The organism is Marinithermofilum abyssi (assembly GCF_014641195.1).
GTDB classification, from domain to species: domain Bacteria; phylum Bacillota; class Bacilli; order Thermoactinomycetales; family DSM-45169; genus Marinithermofilum; species Marinithermofilum abyssi.
This window is the reverse complement of record NZ_BMHQ01000003.1, coordinates 225,649-251,045: the sequence shown is the minus strand read 5'-3', so window position 1 is coordinate 251,045 and position 25,397 is coordinate 225,649. Positions and strand designations below refer to the sequence as shown.

Genomic DNA, 25,397 nt, shown 5'->3' with positions numbered 1-25,397 from the left:
AGTGTTAACATCATGCCAGTAATCATTTACTAGCCTACTTAAGGACTTTTACTTCCAGTAACACGTAGAAATCAACTCATTAACAGTCCGATTTTCTTACCAGTAACGTTAAACTCTGTTTTTGGTTCCACTGCTCCCTATAGACAGGCTTATCTTCCAATAAATAGGCAGTTTGCGGCTATTGTAACATTGCTGGTTTTACCCCTTTTTGGTCTAAACCAGCGCCACCCCAGCCATCCCAACAGTGCAGACACCCCAATAACCCCTGCCCATTCAACAGTACGATCTCGACTAGCTTCCTGTTGTACGGTTTTCTTAAATGTATCCCGGCGATTGACATTCATTTTTTGATACTTAACATCCTTATGATCCACATCGTACTCATCAGAATAGGCATAAGCTGCAAGGGATTGAGATTGAAATTCGATGATCAATGATGGAGAGCCGGAGAGAAGAAGGCAGGTAATCATGGTGATGTGGTTCATCTATAACGTTATAACACCCGACACTGTAACGATCAAAAAAAGGAGCGTAAATCACGCTCTTTTTTTGATTAATGGACAGTACATTCCTATAGTAAAAACGACGTTCGCGAAAGGGCTAAGGAAGTGCGGCTTTAGTGGACAACCGTGTCACAGAAGAGTATCATCATAGGAAGGAGTTGCTGCACCCAAGTTTCAGACAGCAATCCGAGAACAACCGGGGTTATTGGTAGATGTTCGGCAGCTCCACAATATGAACAGTTTATCACCTGGTGCGGGGCGGAATCCTGTACTGGCCGGACAGGGATATCCAACGGTAGAGTGAAGCAAGATAGGGAAAGGAGGCTGGCCGATATGGAATACCGTGACGATATGAAAAAAAGAATGCGTCGGATCGAAGGACAAGTCCGCGGTGTATTGCGGATGATGGAAGAGGGGAAAGACTGTAAAGAGGTCGTAGCACAGATGTCGGCTGTCCGGTCTGCAGTAGACCGCGCTATTGCCATTATTGTCGGCACCAACTTGGAGCACTGCATCCGTGAAGAGATCGCCAAAGGGGAAGAGGGCGATTCCGCCAAAGTGGTACAGGAAGCCATTCAGCTGCTCGTCAAAAGCAGATGACCACACGTGAAAGAGCCGTGGAAGGGCTCTTTTTTATTTGTAGTGAATCATCGTCAACAAGCGGCAATCCCGGTTCGTTTCGTTGATATATGTATGACTGACATTCGCGGTAAAGCGGATGCTTTCCCCTTTCTTCAATGTGTAGCTCATCTCCTCGATCTCAAGGATCATTTCTCCCTCCTCGATAAAGTTGTACTCTTCCACTCCCTCTAAATGAGGTGCCGACACATAGTGACACCCCGGCTTCAAAGTCAGCGCATAAATCTCAAAAGGATTCCCCGAAGCAAGAGAGAAGAGAGGCACCACCAACATGCGTCCCTCATCCTCTTTTAACGGTTCGATCGAGTCACGGTCTACCTTTTTAACTTCCGGATGGCGCTTTTCCAAAAACGTACTAAATGGTACACCCAACCCGGCTGCGATTTTCCATAAAGTACTAACAGTAGGATTGGACTCCCCCTTTTCAATTTGAGCCAGCATTGGTTTGCTGACTCCGGTAAGAGCGGCGGCATTATCCAAACTCATTTTTCTTTCGGAACGGATCCTTTTCAACGTACTGCCGATGAGACGATTCAGATCTTCTTTATTCATAGAACATCTCCTATTTTTTGTATTGATTTACTCCCGCCATTCGTTTAATCTGTATAATATATTTAACATATTTGTTCGTTATATACAACAAATCGGGGTGATGCGGATATGAAAGCAGTCGTTTCTCCGCCTGCACAGACTCCTTTTCGCAAAGGTCTTCAGGCAGGGGCAGGGGTTGCTGTAGGGTATTTTCCTGTTTCATTGACATTTGGGTTAACAGCGAAAAGTACCGGACTCGGACTGACAGAGTCGATGTTGATGTCCCTGCTGGTTTTCGCCGGTGCGTCGCAATTTCTTGCATTGAATATGATTGCAGCTCACGCCGGAGCCTGGGAAGTGATCTTTTCCGTCTTTGCGGTCAACTCCCGCCACTTTTTGATGAGCCTTGGACTCAGGGACAAAGTGGAAGAGGATCATCCCTGGAAAAAAGCGTTATACGCATTCGCCATCACCGATGAGACTTTTTCCGTTTCCGCCATGGAAAAAGGAAGGGTATCCACTGCTTTCTTATACGGTCTCTGCTTTCTATCATATATCATTTTCGCCGTCGGTACAGGATGCGGATACTTGATCGGTTCCATGTTGCCTCCTGAATTGGAAGCAGGGATGAACTTTGCGCTGTATGCTTTGTTCATCGGTTTGCTGGTCCCTGCCATGAAAACCAGTGTCAAGGTGTTATTGTTGGTCATCCTGTCCGGCATCACTCACTTTTTGTTGCTGCGATGTGGATTGGACAGCGGATGGTCTTTCATCAGCGCGGCTCTGTTGGCTTCGCTAATCACGGAAGGTTTTTCCCGATGGAGAGGTGTCAAAGCATGAATTCATCTTTGTACTGGATCATCTTCGGTATGGCAGTGGTTACTTATTTGCCCCGGATGGCACCGTTGGTTTTCATAAATGGAAAAGGGATCCCGAGCAGTTTGAAAAGGGTGATGGAAAATGTTCCTTACGCCTTATTGGGAGCGCTTTTATTCCCCGGCATCCTGCATATCAAGCCGGAAGATACGGGATTCGGTTTGGTCGGCGCGGTAACAGCCATCACTTTGGCTTACTTTGGCCGCCATCTCATTGTTCCTGTTCTGGGTTCCGTCTTGGCCCTCATACTGTATCAAATGATGTAAAGATGGAGGTTTGACAGACAGGACATAGTGGAACGAAGTGAATAACGACAACACAAGGGGGATGATCATGAACGCAGTTGTACATCATGGACCCGGCGGTTTTGACAGCTTGGACTTCCGGCAAATGGAGGAACGGGAACCCGGTCCGAATGAAGTAAAAGTGCGCTTGAGGTCCGCCGGTCTCAATCACCGGGATATTTGGATGCTGTTTCGCGAAAGAGAACACGAAGATCCGGTAATTCTCGGGTCGGACGGTGCCGGTATTGTCAAAGCTGTCGGCGAAAATGTCACAAATGTTGCGGAAGGCGACAAAGTGGTGATCAACCCCAGCCTGAACTGGCCCCGCCAAAGTGATGCACCGCCGAAAAACTTTGAGATCCTGGGTGTGCCTACTGCCGGGACGTTTGCGGAAAATATCGTGATTCCCGCAGAAAATGTGGAGAAAAAACCGGCGCATTTGAATTGGGAGGAAGCGGGAGTATTGCCTTTGGCTGCTCTGACGGCTTATCGGGCGCTGTTTACCCGGGCCAAAATCCAACCGGGCGAGCATGTACTGATTCCAGGGATCGGCAGCGGGGTTGCTACATATGCTCTCCAATTTGCCAAAGCTGTCGGCGCAAAGGTGACCGTCACTTCCCGAAGCAAAATGAAAAGAAATCGTGCGCTGGAATTGGGAGCGGATCACGCAATCGACAGTCATGGTGACTGGGAGGAAGCCATGAAAGGGGAGAAGGCGGATGTGGTTATTGAAAGCATCGGACCGGCGACTTTCTTGAAATCCCTGTCCCAGCTCCGCCCCGGGGGAAGAATGGTAACTTATGGCGCCACAACAGGAGATGAAGTCACCCTTCCGCTGAGGGAGTTTTTCTACGGCCAATTCAACTTGTTGGGAACAACCATGGGCAGTGCTGAGGAATTCCGTGCAATGCTGGACTTTGTCTGTAAACAGAAAATTCACCCGGTCATCGATAAAGTATATCCGTTGGCCGAAGCGGCGAAAGGTTTTCTCCGGATGGAGGAAGGAGAGCAATTTGGAAAAATATGTTTTATCACGGAGTAAACCAAACATACTGCGGCCCTTATACAGGGTCGCTTTTTCATATGACTGAAAACACGGCCAAGAGTGAATCCAGAACCATCATTTATGAGGGAGAGGAAAGATGGAGATGCACCCCGTTGATGATTGTGATTTTTCCCCGCTGAAAGAAGAACTCCATCATCAACTTCCATCGGTGAAGAAACCTTCGCAATGATCGTCCAATTATTTCCTGTTTATGTGCCCAACCGTTAGAAATACTCACATTACCATAAAATGGGCGTAATCAAACGTCGTATAAGGCCCCCGAAATCCCAACCGAAGGGTAGAGGTCCTATTGGGGGTACGATTCAATAGAACCCCTTTAGATTCGTTGTAATAGGCAGTCCCATAAAAAGTATAATTTTAAACTCATCCAAAACCTAAAAAAAGGAAAATAAACCGATAAAAGAAATCGAATCTGTATGACAACATGACACAAAATTTCTGTCTTGGTTTTTCATAATATCTCAAAACTCAAGTTAACTTTATCTAATGAGATATCACAGGGATAAATCCATAAAAACACCTTAGTATAACGTTACAAAATATTTGTTTTGGGAGGTTAAATGAAAACGCAAATAAACAAGCGGCTGATCAGCCTCTTTCAAAGCCTATGACCAAATTCCACTGCTCCATAAAAATCAAATCATTACGGTGCGTAAATAGCTTCAAAGCATTATCCCGTTCGATGAAGATGAACAGGTTGACCTTTCTCGCAGCCCAGCTGTCAGAACCGCTTTTCCAGTTCATCCAGCAGGCCTTTTCCCCCTCAATGGATGATCATTCTATCCGATCCACTTCCTTATTTCGTACCATTCTAAACACCCCTTTCCATACGCTTCCTTTCTCTGAATTTACGCACGTTCATCCGGTTGCCGCAAGTTCGGTGATCACACCAGCGTCGACTCCGGTTTCGGCTTTCGTCATAAAAAACCCAAAGACAGTATTGGTTTTCGCAGATTCGAATCCGATCAGGATCATGATGGATGAGTAAATCGGCAAAGGAAGAAACAATTTCGATCATGATCCAGTCCCAGTTCTTCTTTACAGGTATAAATTCGAACTGATATTGGTTTTTATAACAACCTTCCGATGGACGGACACCTTTTGTAAGTATTGATTGATTTGCTTTACATCTTCCTGGTTAAGCGAAATCTTATTTGTCAACTTCACAACGAGATCGTATAGCCAAGAGCGAAGCTCTTTTAGTTTTTTTAGCTCCACTTTGTTTGGCGACCTGTCGATAGTAATATTCCAGTTGGTAAGTTTGGCTTCCAGCCAACCCGGCTTATCCAATCGATCGACTAACGATTCGGTGTGTACCCCATCTCGCCATAAGCTGTTCAGAAAATCGATGAACAAAAAATTCAAAAAAACATCTACTCCTTGTTTGATTAGTAAAAATATGATAACTTTCTTTGTAAGCAGTATATATTATTTAGATGATTACAATCAAGATGACGAAAGGGCGGGTGATTGATTCGTGGGGGCTTTGTCCAATCGTTTCGGAGGATTGTAGGCGCAACTCCGACTTTATGAAACTGTGGGTCAGTGAAACGGTGTCACTGTTCGGTACACAGATCACCTTCGTGGCTCTTCCTCTAACGGCGGTCGTCTCGCTGCATGCAACAGCGACACAGATGGGTTTTTTGAATGCGTCTCAACATGTGCCGTACCTACTGGTGACTCTGTTTGCGGGAGTCTGGATTGACCGAACCCGTCGTCTTCCCATTATGATTGGGGCGAATATCGGCCGGGCTATATTGTTCGGTCTCATTCCGTTGAGCTTCTTCTTGGGTGTTCTCCAAATGGAGTCCCTCTACGTGATCGCCCTCCTGGCCGGTGTACTCACCGTTCTCTTCGATGTGGCGTATCAGTCTTATTTGTCTTCTTTGGTCAAACGTACGGAGTTGGTGGAAGGGAACAGTAAACTTCAGACCACCGCATCCATTGCTCAGGTCAGCGGACCGAGTCTGGGCGGTATACTGGTCAGCCTGCTAACAGCTCCTGTCGTTATTATTTTTGATTCCATTTCCTATATCATTTCCGCCTTTTCTCTCTCCTTGATCCGCAAGAGAGAACCGAAGACAGAATACCGGATGGAACGCGGGACAGTGTTTCGAGAAATGAAGGGTGGTTTTCGCCTCGTTTTGGTTAACCCTTATCTACGTGCGATCGCCGGGGAAGCAGCCACCTATAATCTTTTTTATACAGTGGTTTGGACGGTCATTTTTATTTTCATGACACGTGAACTGCAATTCGGACCCGGCCTGGTTCGTCGTGACAGCTCTAAGTATTGGGGCACTTCTGGGTTCTTTGACCGCCAGCTATTTTGGGAAACGCTTTGAGATCGGTCCTACTATAATCGGTTCAATGATCATCGGTTGCGGTGCTTACTCACTGATCCCCCTAGCCAGCGGTCCTGGTTACGCAGCCTTGTCAATAATGATCCTCTCCTTTTTTCTAATCGGGTTCGGTGTGGTTATATCCAACATCCATGTGATCAGCTTGCGTCAATCGATTACTCCTCAGCATTTACTGGGTCGTATGAATGCCAGTTACCGGTTCGTTGTCGCAGGTACGACTCCCATCGGCTCCCTCCTGGGCGGGTTACTCGGAGATATGATCGGTCTTCGCCCCACACTGTTGATTGGATCTGTTGGCACACTATGCGCACTATTGTGGATCCTTTTTTCTCCCATTTCCAAACTTCGTGAAATCCCGACACAAATGCAACAAGCGGAAGAAAAAAACAAAACGTCTGCCACACCGGATCATCCCGCTTAAGCAGAAATAAAGATCTGTTAAAGTATGACCTCCTTCTCCCTATTTCCCAAATAAGGGCAGAGAATGAGTTAATTCGGTACCATCTACCCAACAAAAAACAGAAAAATGACTTGAGCTTTGATTCTCAAGTCATTTTGTTGACTTAAAAACGCTTTACAGAACGATGAACTATTCTACATATCCATTTCGTAAATATGCCGTCCTAAAGTTTCCCAATCCATCAAAATAAACATCTGTCAGATGGGCCGGATCGACAGCCATTTCCCCTGCGTATACTGGGCCGTCATCATGATCATCCCATGCCCAGGCGGTATGAGCAGCATTATCTTTTCCGTTGTCCCCGAGGAATGTACCCCAGGCAGCAAATGTTTGGGGATCGTTCCGATGGCTCCACAGTCCTCCTATTGCAAAAGTATCCACCAAGCGATATTTCACGCTCCGGTCATTACCGGAGGAAGGCACTTCTCCTTCATACTTGTCCGGATAGTATACGACCCCGTCACCTCCCGGGAAATCAGCACCATCCCATGCTTTTAGGCCATGCCCTTTCGCTTCTTGGAAGGTGGCGGGTCGCGTATCATCCCCTGTTGTAATCATGCGCACGGCCCCATCTATATTTTCGTTGCCGCTGGTCAAGGGGCTTCCTACCGGTGTGTAAGAGTAAAAGTCCAGGTGCGACACCGTCACCATGCCTTCCAAATTCCCGTATGGGCTACCGTCCTTGCGCACCACCATCATAACGCCTTCCATGTCGTTTTCGTGGCTATCCAGACCAAAATCCGGATAATCCACCCAATCCCGCGGATGATAGAAGCTGTATACCAGGTACCAGTGTGTAGAAGTTTCGGTAACGGAGTAATAGACAGTGCCCTTCAGCCAATGGATATCGTCATCTTGGTGCTCCCAGTTGTTTTGCGTATTCCAATCCCCGTCATAATCGACTGCAGTCAAATAGTCCACATCCGCATCGGAATCATCCGTATCCTGATAATGGACCGGCGCCCATCGGTAAGCCAGATCCAAATCACTGGCCGCCTGGGCTTTTACAGGAAATCTGCAAAAAAACATAATGGAAACCAATAGGACAAACATACTCCCCAACCGAATTCCCTTCATTCAAATCCCCTCCTCGATCTTTGCTGTAAAAATTTCTGTACGAAGAGGGAGAATCCTTTGAATGGAAGATAAAGAATAGGTAGAGGAATGATAAACTGGAAATTTCACCTTTTAAAAAGCACCCCGTTTGGGGTGCTTGCCTACGTTGATTCATCTTCTTTTTTATTCACATATTCGGCGGGATAGGGTTCCTCTTCGATGGATTGGTTTTTGATCTGACTCAGCCTTCCATTTCGGTGTTCACCGCCGGGAACTTTCATTTCCCTTTGCCCATTGTTGTCTAACGCTTTCTTTTGGGACATGGATCCTGCCTCCTATGTATACGATTTGCCCTTAATCTGTCCCGATTGTGCTTTTATTATGATTCGTCCAACAGTCGGGTCCGGTCCAGAGTTCAGGGGAATCCGGATCCTTACAAACCAATATCCGAGAGGGCATTCTGATTAAACAACTCACCGTCCCGGATATATTTGCGTACCATATTGGTTGATTTGTGGCGGGTCTGCTTCATGATGGACCGTTCATCTTTCCCGGCCATAGCAGCAGATGTGGCCATCCCGGCGCGTAGGCTGTGACCGGAAAAGCGATGGGGATCCAACCCGATCGACTCTGCCGCTTTCTTGACGATCAGAGCAACGGATCGATCGGTCAGCCGTCGATTACGCACCTGGCCATGCCGATTGATCGGGCGGAAGATCGGCCCGGAATCAATACCGGATTCGGCCAGCCACTCTTCCAAAGCGCGAATGGGACAGGTCTCCGGACGGGAGCCGCGAGGAATGCCCACCTTCTCTCCTCTCCCATCCTGATCAGTTTTGGAGCGGCGCAACTGAATCACCATCCCCCGGGGAAGCATTTGGATATCTTCTTTGTCGATCGCTACGAGCTCTGATCTGCGAAAACCGCCGCCAAATCCCACCAACAAAAGCGCCCGATCCCGCTTTCCTGTGAGGGTGTCCGGCAAAGCATTCACCATCGACCGCAAATCTTCAATAAGAACGGGATCCTTTCCCTCTTGATACATCCCCTTGGCGCGGCGGATCCCGGCCCACACCGTTCGAACCATATAGCTGTTTGTCGGAGAGTCATATCCGGCCGCTTGGTGCGCCTGACTGATGGCAGAAATCCGGCGTTGTAATGTCGATGTTTTCCTCCGGTCTGCTAAATCTGCAAGATAGAGAGCAATCGTTTGAGGTTCGGCGGGTAAAGGGTTTAAGGACCGCTCCCGGCACCAGTCAGTAAAATCCTTCCAGTCTGCGCGGTAGCTCTTTGTGGTATTGGCCGCTTTGGACTGTTCTGTATACCTCCGAGCTTTTTCCAATACTTCATGTAACTCGGTGGAGAGTTCTCCGTTTTGTGATGTTAAGGAATTCATGTTTCACCTCTCCATAGTGTTCTATCTTTTATTAAATCACAGCAAGGAAAAGAAAACCAAGCCGCCATCGTATAGAGCACGATTAGGCCTACCCGGAATACGCAGAAGAAGGCAGCTCTATTGCATCTACCAAAGAAGCAGCGAAAGCTGACTCGCTTCCGCTGCTTCTTTGATCCACGCCCCTCAGGTTCTCCGATTTATTCATGATCTTTGAAAGGCTGTCAAGGATGTCTTCTTTTTTACCTGTATTGCGTGAGCGAACCTCTACGGTTTGTCCCAATTAGGACCTCCATTACGTATTTTCTAACCGTTCTATCAATGTGCGGATCTCCTGAACCACTCGATTCCGCTGCCTGACAAAATACGTCTTCCTGAACAAGAAGGTTTCGGGGGGAGTGTTGTTCCGATAGGTGTACTTCACCTGATGCAAGCCGGGGAACGGTCCGAATGGAAACGTATTGTCATAGTCATAAGGGCTTGAATAAGAGAACATGAGTCGATTCAAACTTCCCCCCAGCGTTTTAAGCAGACGATCGAATGCATCCTGCTGTAACGAGAGCCTTTCTTTATGCTTCTGCCACTTTTCGATAAGGGCATCAAAGGCCTGAAGAATTGGGCCAAAATTAAATTCCTCATCCGAATGCCGGTCCATTTCCCAAAGGAGTTGTTTTCCCTTTTCCAGAAAACGGAGGACCCGAATCGGTAAACACTTACTCTCTGCAAGGGCATGGATGAGTGCGACATGGAGTTTTGTATCCCGGTAGAGCAAATCCAGATCCACCTTGTCATACAAATCTTCCTCCGTATGCCACCACCATCCACCGGCGCAGCCGGGGCTGCATATCGGTGTGCCTTCCAGCGGTTCGTACTTAATTCCCAGATGAATAGGAATGTCCACACCCCAAAAAGATTGGTCGGCTCCTCTTGGAGGAAATGCCCATTTTCTCGGTTCCTCACCGGTAATCTCTACGTAAATATCTCGCAGAAATTCACGGTCTTCCATGCCGGTCGATCGAGGAACCATCTTTACCCCGCCCTGTGTTCCGGGGAAGTCGACGTTGATGTGGGCAACGCAGTTTTTGTTGAGGTCAAGCCAATGGTGATCACAATACCAGGCAGATCCCGCGTATCTCGCATTGGAGTGCCCCGGCCACCACGCGATTTTGATTCCACGTTTCAGTTGGCCCGCATAGGGAGCAAACACCTTGGCCACTTCCAAGCATAAGGCATTACCGACCGCATTGTCCGTTGCTCCCATATGCCACGAATCGTAATGGCCAGACAAGAGAATGTATTCGTCTGTTTCACCCGGAATCGTGGCCACAGGCAAGCTTACCGTTTTGATCCCCGTGCGCACTTCTGTTTTGACCAATACGGTGACCGATTGTTCCTCCACCTGCTCCAAAAGCCTTGTCCCATCCTGATGCGTCAGTCCGATCACGGGAATTTTCGGCAGAGTATGTGCTTTCTCAGGCGTAGGGGTTCCCCAGATTGGACCTACGGTATCCTCATGAATAAATGCCTCAGGAGTGGGCCAGATATGGATCAAGCCCTTTGCTCCCACCTGTTCCAGCTTCTGCACATAATCCTCGTAATAGTTCCAGGAAAGCACCACTTTGTCCGTCAGCTGCCGCAGCCATTCTTCCTCTTCCCGCGGACTGAGCGGTTCTCCCTTGCTGTACCGGTCGTACACCACTTCCCCGATGATCCCGTCCGGACAGTGCTTGCAGAATGAGCGCGCCTTCGCATGCAATGTATACGCTTCGGGAGCTTGTACCCGGACCTCCCCATGAATGGGGTCGCTGCAGTACATCTCCAGCCGGTGCCGCTTATGAGCGATTCCGTACTCGGACAGCTTCTCAATAATGAAATCAACGGCGCGTTCGGCTCCTGTCTCTCCCGTCAACCGATCCCACTGGCACAAAGTCCGCACATGCCTGTCCAACCGCCCGCGGTCAATGGCGCTTAGCAGCGAATCGCGCCGCGCGCGATCCGCTTCTGTTTTCCCCATGGTCCCGTCCCGCTCCTTTGCTTTTATATTCATTCTGCCGACTAGTAGGAGATCATATGGGCGATGATGACGAAAACAGCACCCGTGGTCACCCAGAGAATCATGAGTGGCCACATGAATTTCACCCATTGCTGGTAGGTGATTCCCGAAACGGCTAAGCTCCCCATCAATGCAGACGATGTCGGGAGAATCATGTTGGTGAATCCGTCCCCCATCTGGAATGCAAATACACTGGTTTGCCTCGTAACGCCGAGCAAATCAGACAAGGGCACCATTATCGGCATAGTGGTGGCAGCTAGTCCTGTACCAGAGGTGATGAATACGTTCATAATGGTTTGGAAGAAGTACATGCCGAGCACTTGGATCGAACCGGGCAAGTGGCCTACTGCATTGGACAAGACGAAAACGATGGTGTCAATCACGTTCCCTTGTTCCAACACAATCAGAATGGAGCGCGCGATCCCGATGATAAACGCACCGAAAGTAATGGCACTCGCCCCTTTGACGAATTCATTTGCAATCCGGCTCGGACCAAAGCCGGCACAAAAGCCGGACACCACACCCATGGTAAGGAACAGGGCGGACAATTCTTCCATCCACCATTCCTTTTTGGAAACGCCCCAAATCAGAAGTGCAAAGCTGGCCCCAATGGTCAAAACAGTTAAAATATGCTTTACTTGCAGTCCCGGGATCTGTGTCAGATCCATTTTCCTGTCGGTAGACTCCCCTTCCAGATTGTGGACAATGCTTTTCGCTGGGGCTTTTTTCACCCTTCGCGCATAACGGATCACGTACCAGCTGGTAATCACGAGTAGTACGAGCAACAGGAGCGCGCGCATCCACATTCCGGAGAACATCGGCACTTCAGCGATCACCTGAGCGATCCCAACGTTAAACGGATTCATCAACCCGGATGTAAAGCCGATCGAAGCGCCGAGCGAAACCATCGCCGTTCCCGTCAGTGCATCGTAACCAAGTGATCGAGCAATCGCAATTCCCAACGGGACAAACACCATCACTTCCGACGACATGCCCATCGTGAAACCGCCGACGGAGAATAGTGCCAAAAACACCGGTATAACCAGGATTCCCCGTTTGGAAAAGGTCCTCGCCACTCTGCCCGTGACTGCTTCAATGGTCCCGGTTGCCGTAATGACTTGAAACGCTCCGCCGATGATAAATACGAAGAAGACGATATCGCTTGCGTCAATCAGTCCCTTTACAATCGCCCTTGGGACTTCCACCAGGCTGATCGGGTTCGCTTCCACCGAATGATAGGAGTTGGGTACCACCAGCGTGTTTCCCGAAGCGGGGTCCTTTTCCCGTTCAAATTCGCCGGCAGGCACCAAATAGGTAAGCGCTGTTGCGATCAGGGTCAGGATCACCAACAGAACGAAGGTGTGAGGGATCTTGAAGTATCTGCGCCAAAAGGATGTCGGTCGGTCGGAACTGGGGACAACGGGATTGGGGGAATGTGCGCTCATGATATTACCTCCTCTGCTTGTTTTTTCTTCCAGTCCTCGAATTCATTGCGTACCTGGAGAAGCGCCTCCGGGTCAGCACACAGATCATACGCGGTCATCGCCAGCGCTTTGGCGGCACGGTTCATCCCGATCAACCCATCCTCTGAAGCAGTCGCCACCGCAAACTTCGAGGTATGGGTGCCAGCCTCGGTGATTTTGATGTACGGATGGATCGTAGCCGTCACTTGGCTCACGTTGCCGATATCGGAGGAACCAATTCCCCCTTTTTTTGGCGGTTCGCTCACTTCGATTCCCATCGCCTCCAGATTTCCCGCAAACAAAGAGGCGAGTGCCCGATTGTTGTTTCTCTCCGCATACACTAGGCCTTCCTTTATTTCTGTCCGTGCTCCCACCGCTTCGGAGGAATGTCGGACAGCGGTGTACACTTTTTCTGTCAGCTCACGCAATTCCCGAACGGTGGCTGCCCGGATGATAAACTTCGCTTCGCAGTAATCCGGCACGATATTGGGCGCATCTCCCCCTTTTGTAATAATGCCATGAATCCTCACGTCCTCTTTGCAAAATTGACGCAGAAAATTGATAGCAACAAACGCATTGATCATCGCATCCAGTGCGCTGATACCTTTTTCCGGCGCGGAAGAAGCATGGGCCTGCTTTCCATAGAAGCTAAAGGTAGCGTCGACACAAGCTAATGCACCGCGCAGCACCATCGTGCTTTTGTGCGGGTGGCACATCATCGCGGCATCCACGTTGTCGAAAACGCCCTGTTCGCACATGATGATTTTCCCGCCGCCATCCTCTTCGGCCGGTGTCCCGAGGACAACGATTCGTCCCGGTAGATCTGGGATTGCATCCTTCAGGGCCAAGGCCGCTCCTACAGCAGAGGTGCCGATCAGATTATGGCCACAGGCATGACCGATTTCCGGCAACGCATCGTACTCGGCGAGAAGCGCGATCGTCGGTCCGCCCGCTCTTCCCTCCCAGGTGGCACGGAAAGCTGTTTCAAGACCAGCTATGCCTCGTTCCACCTCAAATCCAGCCTCCTGAAGTGGTGCCGTCAGCCACTCTGCCGCTTTTTTCTCGTGGAAGCTGAGCTCCGGGTTTGCGTGAATGGTCAGGGCGATATCGCGCAGTTGGGCGTCCCGATCATCCACGGCCTGCTGAATTCGAAGTTTGTCCGGCGAAATGTGCTCCATACTCATGAGAAAGCCTCCCAATTGAATGTCCGAATATTTCGAAGTTTATATAAAGTTTAGTACACCTTCATTGTATGGTTTGTACTTCTATAAGTAAAATTAAAATATTTTAGATTTTAACCATAATTTTTTTATAGGTTATAAATGTAAGTTTAATACCGATTAGGAGGGGCGATTTGAATGTTTAACTTGCAAAAATTGGAGCGTACGAAAAGCGCGCACCGGAAAGAAAAACTAGGGGAAAAACCAACGCTGGACCTTCTACTTTGACGTCACCACCTGCCGAAGCTGTCCGTTGCGGGACGGGTGTTACCGGGAAGGAGCCAAGAGCAAAACCTACGGAATCCGTATCCTGTCCCCGGAACATGAAGAACAGATTGCATACATAAAGACCCAAGAGTACCGCGAACGAATCCGGGCAAGATCCCGGGTGGAACATAAGAATGCGGACTCAAACGGTTTTTAGGCCTGACCCGAGCGCGATCCTGGGGTCTGTTTGGGACGGCCAATGTCAAGCGAATGACTCAGCTTCTCGTGCCAAAGCCCTCTCCTGCTCATCCAGGTTTTTTAGGGGGCTTTTGATTCAGCTCTGTTTTCCACCAATTTGAGACCCACTTTTGCAGTGGTCTCTTAAAGGGCGTTTTTTTTCCATAACTGAAAGTATATAATTTTTGGGGCGTAAGTCCTTATATTTATTGTTAAAATCGTTTTAAGGATATTCTTTCGCGGTCCTTTATTGATCTTGGAAACCTTTTGTTATAAGTATGGGAAGAGAATCCGTCCGTCGGTTCAGAAAGAAGTTGAAAGGGGATATTCAAATGGACGAAAAGGACTGGCTGATGCTGCAATCACTCCATAAGGAAAAAAGCTTGACGCGAGCAGCGGAGCGTATGTATATGACGCAACCGGCTTTAACCTATCGCCTACAGCAGTTGGAGAAAAAGTTTGGAGTGCCACTTATTATGAAAAGAGGGAAACGTATCAAATTTACCCCAGAAGGAGAGTACTTGGTCACCTATGCCTACAAAATGCTGGCCGAGTTGCGTGATATAAAAGACCATATTGTAAATATGCAGGGGGAAGTGCAGGGAACACTGCGGATCGGTGCTTCCATCTACTTTGGCCAGCACGAACTCCCCTTGATTATCAAGAATTTTCCGAATCTGTATCCCAACGTGCAAATTCACGTGGATACCGGCTTCAGCTCGGAGATCTTTAACATGCTGCTGCAGGAAGAGATACAGGTGGGCATAATCCGGGGAGAGTTTCAATGGCTGGATCAAAAACACCTGATCCATGAGGAAAATATCTGCCTGGTATCCACAGAGGAGCTGGATCTGGAAGAGTTGCCGTCCTTGCCGCGGATCAATTATCGGGCACCCAAGCAGGCCTTGAAGCTGGGAGATCAGATGTCCTTTTCGCTGGGCCACGCTATCGACCAATGGTGGCATGAAAGATACCGGGAGCCACCCACGATCACCATGCAGGTGGACAGCTATGAAACTTGCAAGGAAATGGTGAAGTTGGGATTGGGGTATACCATCATTCCAAAAGCTTTTGTCAGACCGAATGAAGGCTTGCATACAGTTGATCTGACGCTGAAGGACGGCCAAACGATCAAGCGTAGGACGTGGATGCTATACAGGGAGGCAACCTTGCAGTTCACGGTGGTAGATCGGTTTGTGCAGTTCATGAAGGGCTACGATTTTCAGAAATGAACAGCTTACAGTGCCAAGAAGTTATAGAAGGACACGGGAGCTGACGTTATGGATATAGCGAGCCACCAGTTCTTTCCCCGTTCCACTTTCCCCGATCAGACAAACGGATGATCCACCGTTGTCTTAAGATTGTCAACAAAAGATGATATCACTTTTATATCAATTTATTTGGTCAGATTCTCCTTTATTTCGCTGGATTTAAAAAATAAAGGCCAGATTTCCCGGCCTTAGATCTTGTCAATTTCATTGAACTTCTTTTTTGTCCAGTGTAGGTCTCTCTCAATAGCAGGGATCCCATTGAATTCCACTTTTTTAAGATACCCCCACTCCTCTTCAAATCCTTTTACGTATCCAAAGAAAACAACATCTCCATCCTTCTCTTCTGCCTCCACTACGTACCACGTCCATCCTGCACCACTGATATCAAAGATCTTAGCAGTCATAATCTTCTCTTCTAAAGGTATTTCTTCTGCCTCATACAGTTTTGGTGTTTCCATGAGTCAATGGTTTTTTTCACTGATTGATAACCTTTTGCTCTTTCTGAACAACTTCTTTTTTCTGAACCACAACTTCCTCATGGTTCGAAGGGAACTTGTCCCGAAAGAAGAAATAGTAGACGACATAACAACCGATCATAAACGGAATACCGCAATACAGCGAGATACGCTGATCCGGGTCAAAAGCCAAACTTACCAGTACTGCCAGATTGACTATGAAAGCGAGGATCGGAACGAACGGATAAAGCGGGGTTCTGAATTTAAGATCCTCGACTTTGCCGCCTTGAGCCAGATACCGCCGACGGAAAAAGAACTGGGAGGCGGGAATCGACATCCATGTAACGACTGCTGACATACCTGCCATCGACAGAAGCCAAAGGTAAACCGTATCTTCTGCAAACTTATAGGTCAACAGGGACAGCATGGAAATGGCCATGGTGACGCAAAGAGCGTTAAACGGTACACCCCGCTTATTCACCTTTAAGAACCACGGGCTCGCCATGTTATTTTGCGCCAGCGAATACAACATCCGGGTCGTCGCATACAGACCGGAGTTGGCAACCGACAGAAGCGCCGTCAAGATGACGAAGTTCATGATATCCGCCGCATAAGGAATGCCGATCTGATCAAACACCAAGACGAAGGGGCTTTCCGTCACCCCGGCCTTCTTCCATGGAATCAACGCGGTCAGCACCGTCATTGCCAGTCCGAAGAATAAAATGGTGCGCCAGACCGTCTGGCGGATAGCCCGTGGGATCGTCTTAGCCGGACTTTGGGTCTCACCGGAGGCGACACCGATCAGTTCCGTTCCCTGGAAAGAAAAGTTGACGGCCAACAGGGTCAGCATCACAGCACCAACACCATTCGGGAACAGGCCATCCTCCGTGAAATGATGGAAGAAAGGAGCTGGATCCCCGTTTTTTAACGGGACCATCCCGAACATGGCCAAACCGCCCAGGACAATGAACACGATGATCGTCGAAACTTTAATGCTGGCAAACCAGAATTCCACTTCCCCAAAACTCTTGGCCGATAAAGCGTTTACAAAAAAGAGGATCGCACCAAATAGCAGGCACCAAACCCATATAGATACATCGGGGAACCAGCGTTTCATCAATATCCCGATGGAGATCAGCTCCAGCGTAACCGTCATCGCCCAATTGGACCAATACATCCACCCCACCGTAAAACCTGTCGCCGGTCCGATAAATCGGGTCGTATAATCCTGAAACGACCCCGATACAGGCATGGCGACCGCCAGTTCACCGAGGCAAAGCATAACCAAGTACATAACCAAGCCGCCGATCAGATAGGAGATGACCGCCCCAAAGGGACCTGCCTGTCCGATCGTAAACCCTGAGCTCAGGAAGAATCCGGTTCCAATAACTCCGCCAAGAGCGATCATAAACAAGTGTCGGCTCTTCAAGGAGCGCTGCAAGCCCTGATCCGATGAATGCAATGACAACACCTTCCTTCTTCTTGTTTCAGTCTTGGTTGTAAAAAGTCTAAATACATGATAAAGCTCAAACACTCAGATGTCAATGTAAATAGAATATTATATAATTTATTGATATTAAAATCAATACTTATACAAAGAAGTATTTATTTATACTTCGATGAGGCAAGCCCTCTCTCCTCTTTTGTCCAGAATCCGGGTTTATCAAGCGGAGAAACCCTCCTCTTCCTAACTTCCGATAATAGTACCGTATCGGAAGTTAGGATGCCAAGTTCTTGAATAACGAATATACGTTCGATCCAGAGTCGTCATAAACCGGCTTTAAGCCCCATTCCGCTTTTGCCTTTGTATTTTTGCCGAGTTTCTACCTATTATATATAGTATTTTCCTAGGTTCCGTGATATATCTATAATACGTAACAAAATCATCAGGGAGTGATCTTGTTGCAAGATACCTTCTTCTCCCGCCGCTTGCCGGAAAGTATCAACCGGATCATTCTCCGGTTTCCGGATGAAGTACAGGAATTTTTCCTGGAAATGATCTCTGCCGAGCGGTCTAAGCAGACCATCGCCAATTATGCATACGACTTCGCATTATTTTTCGACTACCTCGATACCAAAGGCAGCGATCTCCATCAGATTGATTCCCGCATGATCAAAAGCTTCTTCCGTCACATCGAAAATGGATATGAGCGGAAAGTCTGGGTCAAGGTACGTAAAAAAGACCCTGCTTCCGGTTTCATACACGAAGAATGGGTGGAACGTACCCACTATCGGGAAAACACCCGGGCGGGCAAACGGCGAAAGCAAGCCTCTCTTCGTTCATTGTTCCGTTTCCTGGTGAAAAACCGTGTGTTGGATCGGGATCCCATGGAAGAATATGAAGATGCTACTCTCCGATCCCGCAACCAAACCAAAGTCCCTGTATTTCTCACACGGGACGAAGCCTTGCGCCTAATCGAAGCAGTCGCTTCCTACCATCAAAAGAAAAAACGAAGTGCTTCATGGACAGAATACCGAGATCGGGCCATCCTCTTGCTGTTTCTCAATACCGGAATGCGGGTATCTGAACTGGTGGGGCTCAACATGAACAGTATCCAGCTGGACGGAGGGATCCTCCGGGTAGTGGTACTGGGCAAAGGCGGAAAAGAACGCATGCTGAAGTTAAACCAGACGGCCCGCTCTGCATTGGAAGCATATATGAAGCAGCGCCCCCGGGATGGAGTTCCCAAAGAGCACCAAGATGCTCTTTTCCTGAATAAAAACCGAACCCGCATGAGCAGAAAAGCCGTCTATGAAGCACTACGCAAATATGCCCGGGAAGCGAGCCTTCCGCCCAAAGCGGCCAACATTTCTCCCCACAAACTACGCCACACCTTGGCAACCTTGCTGTTGTCCAACGGAGAAAACTTGCGGGTGGTACAAGAGATTCTGGGTCATTCCAGCATCCAGACCACACAAATCTACACCCATGTGATCAACTCGGAAAAGGACGAAGCGTTGGATCGGCTGGGGTGGAGTTGAATACCCATTTTATGTAAAAAATAACAGATCCCTCTTGAAAAAAAGAGCCTCTTATTTCGTTTGTATGGGGCTCTTTTTTTCATCCGAAGGATTTCACCCCTGAGAAGAGATCTTCCTTTCTTTACCCCCTTTCCGTCCGTCTGATAGCACATTCCTTTTTCAGGAAGGAAAACAAGAATGTGTGTTCGATTTTCAAGGAGGAAAAGAGACTATCTCATTATTTTCGGCTATACTGTTAAGGGCTTGGGTGTTATTCTTCAGGGAGATTTCATGACAGTTTCACTCTTCCCCTGTCCAACGCTCTTGGAAAAGGATATGGTATTAATGAATAAAAAAAGAAGCAGCAATGGCCGGCTGTAGGAAAGGGGTATGACATATGACGAAACAAGGGTTTAATGATACATTTTTACGGGCGTGTCGTCAGGAATCTGTCCCTCATGTCCCGGTGTGGTACATGCGCCAGGCAGGAAGATATCAACCGGAATACCGTAAGATCCGGGAAAAGTACTCCTTTTTTGAGATGAGTGAGACCCCGGAAGTATGCGCGGAAGTAACCCGTTTGCCGGTAGAGCAGCTGGGAGTGGATGCAGCCATTCTCTTCGCGGATATTATGACTCCTCTCAAGCCGATCGGCGTGGATGTCGAGATACGTTCCGGCGTGGGACCGGTCATAGACAATCCCATTCGCAGCATCGAGGATGTCACCCAATTGAAAGCGCTCCACCCAGAAGAAGACGTCCCCTTTGTATTGGAAGCTGTCCGCCTGTTGCGGGATCAACTGCATGTCCCTCTTATCGGCTTTGCCGGCGCACCCTTTACGCTGGCCAGCTATATGATTGAAGGCGGTCCTTCGAAAAACTATCACAAAACCAAAGGATTTATGTACTCCCAACCCGAAGCATGGCAAGCGCTGATGGACAAGTTGGGAGAGATGACCGTTGCCTACTTGAAAGCGCAAATCGATGCAGGAGCCCAGGCGGTTCAAATTTTTGACTCTTGGGTAGGATCGTTGAATGCAGAAGATTATCGGGCCTATGTGGCACCGGTGATGCACACGATCTTTGGCCGACTCAAGGAACTCGCCGATGTGCCCACCATCTACTTCGGAATCGGCACCGGTCATCTGCTTCAAGAATGGAACCGGCTCCCAATGGATGTTATCGGGCTGGATTGGCGGACCTCCATCACTGAAGCGCGAAGAATGGGTATCGAAAAAACACTGCAAGGCAACCTGGACCCCTCCTTGTTGCTGGCTCCCTGGGAAATCATTGAAGCCAAGGCCAAAGCGATCCTGGATCAAGGCATGGAGCAACCCGGTTACATATTCAACCTGGGCCACGGCACCTATCCGGAGGTAGAAGTAGAAACGCTGCAGCGCCTGACTGCCTTTATCCATGAATACTCGCAACAGTGAGGTGACAATATGGCGGCCAAAACTGTGGGATTGTTGGTGATGGCATACGGCACACCCCGTAAACCGGAAGACATCGAACCCTACTATACCCATATCCGGCGGGGCCACCGCCCTCCGGAAGATCAGTTGCAAGACTTGAAAGACCGGTATGAGGCGATCGGCGGCATCTCTCCTTTGGCCAAAATTACCGAGGAACAGGCACAAAAACTGGAAGAGAGATTGAACGAGATGCATCAAGACCTCCGGTTCAAAAGCTATCTCGGCTTGAAGCATATCGATCCATTCATCGAGGATGCCGTCCAGCAAATGCATCAAGATGGGATCGAGGATGCCGTCAGCCTCGTATTGGCTCCTCACTACTCTACCTTCAGCGTCAAATCGTACAACGGGCGGGCGCATCAAGCAGCGGAGAAGTTGGGCGGTCCTCGGATTCATTCCGTAGACAGCTGGTACACCGAACCGAAGTTTATCGACTACTGGGCAAAACAACTACAACAAACCTTCCGCCAGATCCCCAAGGGGGAACGGGACCGGGCGGTTGTCATTTTTTCCGCCCACAGTTTGCCGGAAAAAATCTTGAAAGCAGGCGATCCCTATCCGCAGCAATTGGAGGAAACAGCCAAGCTGGTAGCGAAAGCGGCCGACATCCCCCATTATACAATCGGCTGGCAAAGCGCAGGGAATACGCCGGAACCCTGGCTCGGTCCGGATGTGCAGGATTTAACCCGGGATCTCTATCGGGAAAAAGGATATACCTCCTTTATCTATTGCCCCCTCGGGTTTGTGGCAGATCACCTGGAAGTGCTGTACGACAACGATGTTGAATGTAAAATGGTGACAGATGAGCTGGGTGTCCGCTATTATCGGCCGGAGATGCCCAATGCCAAACCGGAGTTTATCCAATGCCTGGCAGAAGTGGTGACAAAAAGATGGTCGGAAGTCAATCAATAAAAAAACGAATCGCTGTCATCGGCGGGGGCATTACAGGCCTTTCCGCCGCCTTTTATCTACAAAAAGCCTGTCGGGATCGCGGCATTTCTGCACAGATTTCCCTGTTTGAAGCAGAAACGCGGTTGGGCGGAAAAATTGACACGGAAGTTCACGATGGTTTTGTCATGGAGAAAGGGCCAGATTCTTTCTTGGCTCGGAAGCAGGCGGGTGTGCAACTCGTAAAAGAGTTGGGATTGGAGAATGATTTGGTCCGTAATCATACGGGACAAGCGTATATCCTACATCAAGGAAAACTGATCCCCATTCCCGAAGGGGCTGTCATGGGCATTCCCACCCGGCTTTCCCCCTTTGTGACGACGCCGCTCTTTTCCTTGACCGGTAAACTGCGGGCGGCGGGAGATCTGTTTCTCCCCCGCCACGCAACGGATACAGACCTTTCGGTCGGCCGTTTTTTCCGGGACCGGCTAGGGGATGAAGTGGTCAACCATCTGATTGAGCCTCTGTTGTCCGGGATCTATGCCGGGGACATCGATCAGCTCAGCCTGCAAGCCACTTTCCCCCAATTTGCTCAGATGGAGCAAAAATACCGGAGTTTGATCCTGGGACTTAAACAGACGCGCCCCCGTACCAAAGGGAATCAAAAGCCGTTGGGAATGTTTTTAACACTGAAAAAGGGATTGAAATCCCTGGTTGCTGCATTGGAACAACAGCTTCATGATGTATCCATCCAAAAAGGGATCCGATTGGGGCAAATCGTCCAGGAAAACACCGGGTATACAATAACTTTTCAAGATGGACATAAGGACCAAGCGGATCTGATTGTGATGGCTGTTCCCCATGCTGTAGTGGAGAAGGCTTTCCCTCGCCACGGCTTTCTGCAACACCGTCGGGATGTACCCTCCACTTCCGTTGCAACGGTACTGCTGGCTTATAATGAAGAGGCCGTCCGTATTCCTTATGAAGGGACCGGCTTTGTCGTGCCGCGCCGAGAGCCCGCCACGATCACTGCTTGTACTTGGACCCATAAAAAGTGGCCGCATACCGCTCCAAAAGGAAAAGCCTTACTTCGTTGCTATGTAGGTCGGGCGGGGGATGACGCCATAGTAGACGAACCGGATGATGTCATCATCAAACGAGTCACAAAGGACTTGCAACATGTCATGGGAATCCGTTCTTCACCGATTTTCAGCCGGATTACCCGCTGGAAACAAGCCATGCCGCAATATATCGTCGGGCATGCGGATTGGTTGCGCAGCCTCGAAACTCAACTCCGCACCCGTCTTCCCAGTGTGTTTCTCGCAGGCTCTTCCTACCGGGGAATCGGCTTGCCGGACTGTATTCAACAAGGAAAACAGGCAGCAGAACAAGTGATGCAGAGTCTTGATGAGACGTCTCCCCTCGGCTAAAGCACCCCAAGGGCACTTCCTGCGGGCGCCGGGAGCTTCTCGGATCAAAGAGGGGAGCCACCTACTCCTCTCCCCGAAGGCTCCATCCGGATTTAAAAAAGTTGAAGTTATTGTAGGGGCAAGATCGGAACCCTCTACCCTGACCCGATGAGGCCAAGGCCAGGCAAGACTCCGGAGAAGTCACCCGCATGAAAAGTTGGCGGATATGACTAAAAAATTGTGAAAAACCCCCATCAATGGTGATGGGGGTTTTTGTAAGAACCTCATTTTACAGAAAGTGCCGGCTGAAAGCCCGCGGTTTTCATCGTGGGTTGAAAGGCAGCGTTGCTTAACACCCCTTTTCGGGTGGAAAGAGCAACCAATACTGGGTATAATCGAACGTATGAGCGGTGCTCATCCCACGGGTAGTGGGTTCGTTCCTTGTAAACGTCATGGTATGGGGTTCCAGTAGCGAACCAATCTCTCCTACTGGGTAAAACCTTGAGAGTGAGATGGAGGAACTAGCGTACTGGTAACAGGTACGCCGCCCATGTGGGTACATTTCTAACTGCATGGGATGGGCTGATGAGACAGCCCTGAACTTGGGAGTTGTCCGAAACAGAAATGGACTGAGGGCGCTAACTACCCAAGAATCCCACGGCTTCAGCCGTGTGGAGTCTCAATGAGGATTAAGGTTTATTTAACACCGCCCTCTCACCTGGTTCACAAGGCTAGCCCCTTATTACGTTTTAAATTCTTGCCCTGGGTTTATGCACTTTGCTCTTTTTTTACCACTGTTATTTTTGAGGTTTTACCGGACGTCGGCGAAGTCCCAACAAACCTAACAAACCAAGAAGCCCGATCCACTCCCAGTTGGTATCATTGTTGTTAATGCCGGCATCTACGGTGTTTGATACATTTCGTTCGTTGTAGTTATAATATTGTTGCCGTTTTTGATTCAAGATCCGATCACTTCGATTATTATTCATCGGACCATTTCGGTCTACATCAATAGCAGCAACGGCTTGAGGGTACATGTGAAACGCTTGTATCCCCAATGAAAGTATCAGCGCTACCGTGATAGATACGATCCATTTTTGTGTAAACCTAACGCACTTCCACACCGAAAATACTTCGTCGTAGTGCATCGGTTCTTTCTGTTGGTTACCAGCCATATTTTGTCCTCCGTCTTAACAGATTTACACAACAACATTAGCAAGAGGAAAAAGATGCACCCGAATAGGGGAGCCCCCAAAGCGGGAGAAAAGAGTGTTCGCAATACAACTACTAGTGGGTTTAGGAATACAGATAAATTGCCCGATGAACGCTGGAAACATGCATGACAAGCGTTACTTTTGATATCCGTATGGACAGAATCACATGGTTTATACCCAGTTATCCATGGAGAATGTTCCTTGCGTCGTCATCGATCTTCCAAAAGGAGAAAATGCAAAAAAAGAAGCGGGAGGAAGCATTCCTCCCGCTTGATGTATTCCTTGGAGCCATTAATTCCAACCCCGCTCATATTGCGGCGGAACAGGAACCGCATCCCGTTGGTGAACCTGCTGGGACGCCCGGAGGGGCCAGTAGGGATCCCGCAACATCTCCCGGCCCAACAGAACGAGATCCGCCCTCCCGTTTCGAATGATATCGTCGGCCTGCATTCCATGGGTAATGAGTCCCACGGCGGCCGTGGCGATCTTTGCGGAATGCCGGATGGTCTCCGAAAAGGGAACCTGGTAGCCGGCTCCCACCGGAATGGGGGCCTTGGGGATGTTTCCTCCGGAACTGCAGTCGATCAGATCGACTCCCTCCTCCTTCAGCCGTTTGGCCAGGTCAACGGAATCTTCAAGGGTCCATCCCCCTTCCACCCAGTCGGAACAAGAGAGGCGAACGGTAAAAGGCAGCTCCTCCGGCCATTCCTTCCGCATGAGCCGGACGGTTTCCAGCACGAAGCGGATCCGGTTGTCGAAGCTGCCTCCATAACGGTCGGTTCGTTGGTTGGACAGCGGCGAATAGAAACTGTGAGCCAAATAACCGTGGGCGGCGTGAAATTCGATCCATTCAAATCCCGCTTCCCGGGCCCTTAAAGTGGCCAACCGAAATGATTCTTGAATGTCCGCAATTTCCTCGGGGCTCAGCTCCCTGGGGATACGGTGATTTTTGGAAAAAGGTGTGTTTCCAGGCCCCACCACTTCCCAGCCCCCGTCTTCGTCAGGAACCGCCACCCCGGAAACCCGTTGCTTCCAGGGGCTGTATGTAGAAGCTTTTCGTCCGGCATGGGCCAGCTGAATGCCGGGTACGGCCCCCTGTTTCCGGATGAAATCCGTGATCCGGCGGAAGGGTGGGATATGTTCATCCTTGTAAATACCCAAGTCTTCAGGAGAGATCCGTCCCCGGGCCTCTACGGCCGTCGCTTCGGCGATAATCAGTCCCGCTCCGCCGACGGCCCGAGAGCCCAGATGGACAAGGTGCCAATCGTTGGGAGTTCCGTCCTCGGCGCTGTACTGACACATCGGCGAAACCCCGATTCGGTTCCGCAGTGTGATTCCTTTCATAGAGAAAGGCGAAAACAAATGCTGGCTCATCTC

At 49.2% G+C, this 25,397-nt stretch carries 28 protein-coding genes and 1 pseudogene; 12 read left to right on the top strand and 17 right to left on the bottom strand.

Annotation, left to right across the window (positions count from 1 at the left end; translation table 11 throughout):
- Positions 1–149: 149 nt before the first annotated feature.
- Entirely contained in the window at positions 150–485 is a 336-nt protein-coding gene (locus IEW70_RS05760; RefSeq protein ID WP_188646967.1) for a hypothetical protein, read from the bottom strand.
- A 351-nt stretch (positions 486–836) separates the two neighbouring features.
- On the opposite strand from IEW70_RS05760, the gene IEW70_RS05755 reads away from it, so the two are divergent.
- Positions 837–1,103: a metal-sensitive transcriptional regulator gene (locus tag IEW70_RS05755; RefSeq protein ID WP_188646966.1), complete on the top strand. Its 267-nt coding sequence runs from the start codon at positions 837–839 to the stop codon at positions 1,101–1,103.
- A 33-nt stretch (positions 1,104–1,136) separates the two neighbouring features.
- On the opposite strand, the gene IEW70_RS05750 is transcribed toward IEW70_RS05755, so the two are convergent.
- Complete coding sequence (locus IEW70_RS05750) at positions 1,137–1,694, bottom strand: helix-turn-helix domain-containing protein (RefSeq protein WP_188646965.1); 558 nt, start codon at positions 1,692–1,694, stop codon at positions 1,137–1,139.
- A 108-nt stretch (positions 1,695–1,802) separates the two neighbouring features.
- Between IEW70_RS05750 and IEW70_RS05745 the strand changes: the two genes are divergently transcribed.
- The 3 genes from IEW70_RS05745 to IEW70_RS05735 all read left to right on the top strand — a co-directional run bounded on the left by IEW70_RS05745 (position 1,803) and on the right by IEW70_RS05735 (position 3,875).
- Complete coding sequence (locus tag IEW70_RS05745; protein ID WP_188646964.1) at positions 1,803–2,513, top strand: AzlC family ABC transporter permease; 711 nt, start codon at positions 1,803–1,805, stop codon at positions 2,511–2,513.
- Positions 2,510–2,815: an AzlD domain-containing protein gene (locus tag IEW70_RS05740; RefSeq protein WP_188646963.1), complete on the top strand. Its 306-nt coding sequence runs from the start codon at positions 2,510–2,512 to the stop codon at positions 2,813–2,815. The genes IEW70_RS05745 and IEW70_RS05740 overlap by 4 nt, the downstream gene beginning before the upstream one ends.
- Positions 2,816–2,882: 67 nt before the next feature.
- Positions 2,883–3,875, top strand: coding sequence for a zinc-binding dehydrogenase (locus IEW70_RS05735; RefSeq protein WP_188646962.1), 993 nt, complete (start codon positions 2,883–2,885; stop codon positions 3,873–3,875).
- Between the two features lie 612 nt (positions 3,876–4,487).
- On the opposite strand, the gene IEW70_RS05730 is transcribed toward IEW70_RS05735, so the two are convergent.
- From IEW70_RS05730 to IEW70_RS18430, 3 genes are all read right to left on the bottom strand, one after another.
- The gene (locus IEW70_RS05730) at positions 4,488–4,643 is read right to left on the bottom strand and encodes a hypothetical protein (RefSeq protein WP_188646961.1); all 156 of its coding nucleotides are present in this window, start codon (positions 4,641–4,643) and stop codon (positions 4,488–4,490) included.
- Positions 4,644–4,710: 67 nt separating this feature from the next.
- Positions 4,711–4,917 carry a CGNR zinc finger domain-containing protein gene (locus tag IEW70_RS18435; RefSeq protein WP_188646960.1) on the bottom strand — a complete coding sequence of 69 codons (207 nt, stop codon included), beginning with the start codon at positions 4,915–4,917 and terminating at the stop codon, positions 4,711–4,713.
- A 20-nt stretch (positions 4,918–4,937) separates the two neighbouring features.
- Complete coding sequence (locus IEW70_RS18430; protein WP_373285920.1) at positions 4,938–5,255, bottom strand: ABATE domain-containing protein; 318 nt, start codon at positions 5,253–5,255, stop codon at positions 4,938–4,940.
- An 80-nt stretch (positions 5,256–5,335) separates the two neighbouring features.
- Between IEW70_RS18430 and IEW70_RS18085 the strand changes: the two genes are divergently transcribed.
- A complete protein-coding gene (locus IEW70_RS18085; protein WP_188646958.1) occupies positions 5,336–6,241 on the top strand; it encodes an MFS transporter in 906 nt (301 codons plus the stop codon).
- Positions 6,141–6,680: an MFS transporter gene (locus IEW70_RS18080; protein WP_308423133.1), complete on the top strand. Its 540-nt coding sequence runs from the start codon at positions 6,141–6,143 to the stop codon at positions 6,678–6,680. Before IEW70_RS18085 ends, IEW70_RS18080 begins: the two co-directional genes overlap by 101 nt.
- Positions 6,681–6,848: 168 nt before the next feature.
- On the opposite strand, the gene IEW70_RS05705 is transcribed toward IEW70_RS18080, so the two are convergent.
- The 7 genes from IEW70_RS05705 to IEW70_RS05675 form a co-directional block, all read right to left on the bottom strand.
- Positions 6,849–7,796: a hypothetical protein gene (locus IEW70_RS05705; RefSeq protein WP_188646956.1), complete on the bottom strand. Its 948-nt coding sequence runs from the start codon at positions 7,794–7,796 to the stop codon at positions 6,849–6,851.
- Positions 7,797–7,936: 140 nt separating this feature from the next.
- The gene (locus IEW70_RS05700; RefSeq protein WP_188647086.1) at positions 7,937–8,098 is read right to left on the bottom strand and encodes a hypothetical protein; all 162 of its coding nucleotides are present in this window, start codon (positions 8,096–8,098) and stop codon (positions 7,937–7,939) included.
- A gap of 110 nt (positions 8,099–8,208) precedes the next feature.
- Positions 8,209–9,171, bottom strand: a complete 963-nt coding sequence (locus IEW70_RS05695) for a site-specific integrase (RefSeq protein WP_188646955.1) — start codon at positions 9,169–9,171, stop codon at positions 8,209–8,211.
- Positions 9,172–9,259: 88 nt separating this feature from the next.
- The gene (locus IEW70_RS05690) at positions 9,260–9,451 is read right to left on the bottom strand and encodes a hypothetical protein (protein WP_188646954.1); all 192 of its coding nucleotides are present in this window, start codon (positions 9,449–9,451) and stop codon (positions 9,260–9,262) included.
- A gap of 12 nt (positions 9,452–9,463) precedes the next feature.
- Positions 9,464–11,182 (bottom strand): M28 family peptidase, encoded by a 1,719-nt coding sequence (locus IEW70_RS05685; protein ID WP_188646953.1) that lies wholly within the window; start codon positions 11,180–11,182, stop codon positions 9,464–9,466.
- Positions 11,183–11,223: 41 nt separating this feature from the next.
- Positions 11,224–12,666, bottom strand: a complete 1,443-nt coding sequence (locus IEW70_RS05680) for a YfcC family protein (RefSeq protein WP_188646952.1) — start codon at positions 12,664–12,666, stop codon at positions 11,224–11,226.
- Positions 12,663–13,868, bottom strand: a complete 1,206-nt coding sequence (locus tag IEW70_RS05675; protein WP_188646951.1) for a M20 family metallopeptidase — start codon at positions 13,866–13,868, stop codon at positions 12,663–12,665. Before IEW70_RS05675 ends, IEW70_RS05680 begins: the two co-directional genes overlap by 4 nt.
- A gap of 265 nt (positions 13,869–14,133) precedes the next feature.
- Between IEW70_RS05675 and IEW70_RS18425 the strand changes: the two are divergent.
- Together IEW70_RS18425 and IEW70_RS05665 are read left to right on the top strand one after the other, a co-directional pair.
- Positions 14,134–14,328, top strand: a pseudogene (locus IEW70_RS18425) (IS5/IS1182 family transposase); the annotation flags it as partial.
- A gap of 352 nt (positions 14,329–14,680) precedes the next feature.
- Positions 14,681–15,580, top strand: coding sequence for a LysR family transcriptional regulator (locus IEW70_RS05665; RefSeq protein ID WP_188646949.1), 900 nt, complete (start codon positions 14,681–14,683; stop codon positions 15,578–15,580).
- A gap of 21 nt (positions 15,581–15,601) precedes the next feature.
- On the opposite strand, the gene IEW70_RS18420 is transcribed toward IEW70_RS05665, so the two are convergent.
- From IEW70_RS18420 to IEW70_RS05650, 3 genes are all read right to left on the bottom strand, one after another.
- Positions 15,602–15,679: a sigma 54-interacting transcriptional regulator gene (locus IEW70_RS18420; RefSeq protein WP_188647076.1), complete on the bottom strand. Its 78-nt coding sequence runs from the start codon at positions 15,677–15,679 to the stop codon at positions 15,602–15,604.
- A 128-nt stretch (positions 15,680–15,807) separates the two neighbouring features.
- On the bottom strand, positions 15,808–16,023 hold the full coding sequence (locus IEW70_RS05655; protein ID WP_188646948.1) for a hypothetical protein: 216 nt from the start codon (positions 16,021–16,023) through the stop codon (positions 15,808–15,810).
- 70 nt (positions 16,024–16,093) lie between these two features.
- Positions 16,094–17,482, bottom strand: coding sequence for an amino acid permease (locus IEW70_RS05650; RefSeq protein WP_188647075.1), 1,389 nt, complete (start codon positions 17,480–17,482; stop codon positions 16,094–16,096).
- 494 nt (positions 17,483–17,976) lie between these two features.
- Between IEW70_RS05650 and IEW70_RS05645 the strand changes: the two genes are divergently transcribed.
- The 4 genes from IEW70_RS05645 to hemY all read left to right on the top strand — a co-directional run bounded on the left by IEW70_RS05645 (position 17,977) and on the right by hemY (position 22,827).
- Entirely contained in the window at positions 17,977–19,056 is a 1,080-nt protein-coding gene (locus tag IEW70_RS05645; protein WP_188646947.1) for a tyrosine-type recombinase/integrase, read from the top strand.
- 376 nt (positions 19,057–19,432) lie between these two features.
- Positions 19,433–20,470, top strand: coding sequence for a uroporphyrinogen decarboxylase (gene hemE / locus IEW70_RS05640; protein ID WP_188646946.1), 1,038 nt, complete (start codon positions 19,433–19,435; stop codon positions 20,468–20,470).
- 9 nt (positions 20,471–20,479) lie between these two features.
- Entirely contained in the window at positions 20,480–21,421 is a 942-nt protein-coding gene (gene hemH, locus IEW70_RS05635; protein ID WP_188646945.1) for a ferrochelatase, read from the top strand.
- Positions 21,373–22,827: a protoporphyrinogen oxidase gene (gene hemY / locus IEW70_RS05630; RefSeq protein ID WP_229751840.1), complete on the top strand. Its 1,455-nt coding sequence runs from the start codon at positions 21,373–21,375 to the stop codon at positions 22,825–22,827. The genes hemH and hemY overlap by 49 nt, the downstream gene beginning before the upstream one ends.
- Positions 22,828–23,603: 776 nt before the next feature.
- Here hemY and IEW70_RS17795 read toward each other — a convergent pair.
- Positions 23,604–23,981, bottom strand: a complete 378-nt coding sequence (locus tag IEW70_RS17795; protein WP_229751839.1) for a WGxxGxxG family protein — start codon at positions 23,979–23,981, stop codon at positions 23,604–23,606.
- A 330-nt stretch (positions 23,982–24,311) separates the two neighbouring features.
- Positions 24,312–25,394 carry an NADH:flavin oxidoreductase/NADH oxidase gene (locus IEW70_RS05620; protein ID WP_188646944.1) on the bottom strand — a complete coding sequence of 361 codons (1,083 nt, stop codon included), beginning with the start codon at positions 25,392–25,394 and terminating at the stop codon, positions 24,312–24,314.
- Positions 25,395–25,397: the final 3 nt, after the last annotated feature.